We start from the raw sequence: 3,266 nt of genomic DNA, 5'->3' as shown, positions 1-3,266 counted from the left end.
ATATAATCTATATAATATTATTTTTAAATTATAAGATTATATTAAACTAATAAATTTATTATATACATATTTGACTTTAAATTAAAAGGAGGATTTTTATGAGTACTCATATTGGAGCTAAAAAAGGTGATATTGCTGAAACTATATTACTACCTGGTGATCCACTTAGAGCAAAATTTATTGCGGATACTTTTTTAGAAAATCCAGTATGCTACAATACTGTAAGAGGTATGCTTGGTTTTACTGGAACTTACAAAGGTAAGAAGATTTCTGTACAAGGTACTGGTATGGGAGTACCTTCTATTTCAATTTATGTAACAGAGTTAATAAATGATTATGGCGTTAAAAATTTAATGAGAGTAGGAACTGCTGGAGGTATGCAACCAGATGTTAAAGTAAGAGATTTAATTCTTGCTATGACATCTCATACTGATTCTTCTATAAATAAATTAAGATTTAATGGAATGGATTATGCCCCTTGCGCATCATTTGATTTGTTAAAAACTGCCTATGATACTGCAATTGAAAAAAATCTAAATCCTAAAGTAGGTAGTATTTTAACCGCTGATAGTTTTTATAATGATAATCCTGATGCTTGGAAACTTTGGGCAAAATATGGAACACTAGCTGTTGAAATGGAAACAAGTGCTTTATATACAATTGCATCTAAATTTAATGTTAATGCATTAACATTATTAACTATAAGCGACCATTTATTAACAGGAGAATCAACCTCTGCTGAAGAAAGACAAACAACATTTACCAAAATGATGGAAATTGCTTTAGAAACTGCTGTAAAGCTTTAAGCTTAAAAAAGGAACTTTAAAAATTTATTATTTTTAAAGTTCCTTTTTTAACTTATATTTCTTTATTTATTCAATCCATTTAATTTAAATGCTTTATTAATTTTATTTAATTACATTAAATTTTTTTTATAATATTCATTTTTTGTGAAATATATAAAATCTTTATTAGATAATTCTTTTAATTTTTCCTTAAAAGTTTCTTTTAATGATGACTCTGTAATAATTATAGCTCCTTTGATTTCATTTATAAGAATATATCCATAGACTAATTTAAAATAATCTTCTTCAAATAAATGTTGTTCATTATTACAAAATAAAAGATATTTATTTTTTTCTATATAACATTCATATATATTTTTTTGTATTAAATTTAATTTTTTAATATTATTTAGAGCACATATATTAAATACTAACTCTTTGAATTCTTCTTCTGTTAAATGAATTTCATCGTTTAATATACTTTCTTCTGTAATTCCATAATTATAATTTTTAAAAATTATAATTAATTTATGAATTGCACTAATTAAATAACAAAATGCTATAATTAATATACTTGTTTTAACTGTATAAAACATATTAAAATTTCTCCTCTTTCATATAAAATGTATTTTTTTCTTTTAATTTAATTTTTTTTAGTGCAATTATAAAATTTATTCCATCAATTATTTTTAATTCAATATCTCTATGAAAATTATTTTTTATATTATTTTTTATTATTCCATTAGTTAAAAATATTCCTTTTTTAAAACCTTTCATATCCATATCTGCAATAAAAGCTATTACTTCTTCATTACTTATTTTATCTTCAGTTTCATTTGTTTTTTTATATCCTACTGAAATAGCTCCATCATCACTATAAATTATTATTTCTCCACACTTCCCTTGTACTATATTGCTATACCCCATATTTTCTAAATATTTTATTACTAAATTATCAAAGTCCTTTAATATGTTAATATTTAAAACTTCTTTTTTTTCTTTTTTTATTTGTTGTGATAATTTAATAAATTTATCTAATATTTTATTTATTAAAAATATTCCTATAAAAATTAATAAAATTGTTTTAAAAGACATATTTCATTTTTCTCCTTTTAACTATATATACTGATATAAAATGATTATTGACTTCTTATAAAATAACTATTCAACCATTTATTTTCATTTTTTAAATTTAACTCTAATAAAAATATTTTTTCTCAAAATAAAAAAGTCATGTTTTAAGATATTAAATTATCTTAAAATAATCATGACTTTTTTAATTCTTATAAATTTTCATAGTATTTTTTTAATTATTAGGCAATGAAAAGTTTTCTATATCATAAACTATCCATTTGTTATTTTCATATTTTATTTTAGTAAAAAAAGATTCATTAAAATTTTCTTTCTTTAAATCAATACCCAAAATTTTCTTTTTAACCTCATAACTAACACCAACAACAATATTACCTATATATTCATTGTTTTCAAAATTTATTTCACTATGCTCTAATTTAATTTGTAAATTATCTATAGAATATTTATTTTTTAAAATAAAATATTTTTTTCTTAAAATATTATATATATTATCTCTCACATTATCAGTACAATATTCTATATCTTTTTTTTCCTCTGAATTTAGTGCTTTAAAAACATTTTCATAAAATTCGGTTATAAAATTTTTTATTTCCATATTTAATATATCATTTTTAAAATTCACATCTATTTTTATTTCTGGATAATCTTTTATATAAATATTATCTGTATGTATCTTTCCCCATGGAGTATCAGCTAATACACTTAGTGCTACTGAACTATTTGTGGAAAATGGTCCTATATTTTTAAATTCGTTTACTTTTAAGCCTGAAAATTTGTCATTTATATATACATCTCCATTAGGAAAATTACTTTTTATTGTAACATTTATTGCATCTAAAAATACATTATTTTTTTTATTTTCAGTAACTATAATTTTCTCTGTCTTCTCAACAGTTGAATATTTTGATTTATTTTCTAATTTAATTTCATAAACTCCAGGTACTAAATTATTAATTATTAATAGTCCATTTTTATCTGTTGTTCCTTTTTTAACACCATTTAAATAAACATCACTACCTTCTAAATTAGAATTTACTTCTATATTTAATAAATTAACCTGTAAAAAATATTTATCTTTAAATATTTTTTGTTCTTTTTCTATTTTCAAAGAATAAGCTGATTTATTATCTTCTAAATTACTTACTAAATTATTAATTCTATTCTTATCTTCACTAAAAAAATTAATTAATGGTTTTAAGTCTTTTTTATTTAAATCAACATTTATGTTATTTATTTTAATTAACTTAAATAATTTTCTTTCATTACTATTTTTTAATGCTATATTAATTTCTTTTATTACAGTATTTTTAGATGAATTTATATTATTGTAAGCAAAAACACTGAAGAAAATACTTAAAAAAATTAAAATGATAGCTTGTTTAAAAT

At 20.2% G+C, this 3,266-nt stretch carries 4 protein-coding genes; 1 reads left to right on the top strand and 3 read right to left on the bottom strand.

Features of this window, described 5'->3' with window-relative positions; translation table 11 throughout:
- The first annotated feature begins 98 nt into the window (after positions 1-98).
- The gene (gene deoD / locus GBZ86_RS14155; RefSeq protein ID WP_152891731.1) at positions 99-806 is read left to right on the top strand and encodes a purine-nucleoside phosphorylase; all 708 of its coding nucleotides are present in this window, start codon (positions 99-101) and stop codon (positions 804-806) included.
- Positions 807-916: 110 nt separating this feature from the next.
- On the opposite strand, the gene GBZ86_RS14150 is transcribed toward deoD, so the two are convergent.
- The 3 genes from GBZ86_RS14150 to GBZ86_RS14140 form a co-directional block, all read right to left on the bottom strand.
- Positions 917-1,381, bottom strand: a complete 465-nt coding sequence (locus tag GBZ86_RS14150; protein WP_152891729.1) for a hypothetical protein — start codon at positions 1,379-1,381, stop codon at positions 917-919.
- A gap of 1 nt (position 1,382) precedes the next feature.
- Positions 1,383-1,880 carry a restriction endonuclease gene (locus GBZ86_RS14145; RefSeq protein ID WP_152891727.1) on the bottom strand — a complete coding sequence of 166 codons (498 nt, stop codon included), beginning with the start codon at positions 1,878-1,880 and terminating at the stop codon, positions 1,383-1,385.
- Positions 1,881-2,091: 211 nt separating this feature from the next.
- Positions 2,092-3,266: TcaA 3rd/4th domain-containing protein (locus tag GBZ86_RS14140; RefSeq protein WP_152891725.1), on the bottom strand; the 1,175-nt coding region annotated here is incomplete at its 5' end.

The sequence above is a fragment of the Clostridium tarantellae genome, from assembly GCF_009295725.1.
Taxonomy (GTDB): Bacteria; Bacillota; Clostridia; order Clostridiales; family Clostridiaceae; genus Sarcina; species Sarcina tarantellae.
The sequence above is the reverse complement of the archived record's forward strand: the minus strand, read 5'-3'. Positions and strand labels throughout refer to the sequence as shown.

Excerpts from the sequence above, each read along its gene's own strand:
- deoD (WP_152891731.1), top strand. The coding sequence starts at position 99 with ATGAGTACTCATATTGGAGCTAAAAAAGGTGATATTGCTGAAACTATA.
- GBZ86_RS14150 (WP_152891729.1), bottom strand. The coding sequence starts at position 1,381 with ATGTTTTATACAGTTAAAACAAGTATATTAATTATAGCATTTTGTTAT.
- GBZ86_RS14145 (WP_152891727.1), bottom strand. The coding sequence starts at position 1,880 with ATGTCTTTTAAAACAATTTTATTAATTTTTATAGGAATATTTTTAATA.